Source organism: Pseudomonas persica (assembly GCF_900291015.1).
Taxonomy (GTDB): Bacteria; Pseudomonadota; Gammaproteobacteria; order Pseudomonadales; family Pseudomonadaceae; genus Aquipseudomonas.
The window spans coordinates 1-271 of sequence record NZ_OLKL01000147.1 but is presented as its reverse complement, the minus strand read 5'-3'; the positions used below and the strand labels follow the sequence as shown (position 1 = coordinate 271).

The following is a 271-nucleotide window of genomic DNA, read 5'->3' as shown; positions in this document are numbered from 1 at the left end:
GTGCGGGACTCCAAATCATCATCCCTTCAATGTTACGAATATCCACTCGCTCTTCGTCTGGTAGCCTTGCCACAATAGGCATCAAGGTTGTTCCATCTCGGTACAAACCAACAGACTTACCGGAGAAGGACATCATTAGCACATCATCTACATCAGATTTTGTAATGCCGTAACGTCTAGCCTGACTCTCATTAAACACTGGCTCAAGAACTTTAGTGCGTTCGCGCCAATCGTGTCGAATGTTGTAAGCACCTGGGTCGGCATACAAAAT

1 protein-coding gene is annotated in these 271 nt (G+C 46.1%); it reads right to left on the bottom strand.

What is annotated here, in order from left to right:
- Positions 1 to 271, bottom strand: a 271-nt coding sequence (locus FQ664_RS26070) for an efflux RND transporter permease subunit (RefSeq protein WP_144175884.1), incomplete at both ends; no start/stop codon positions are given.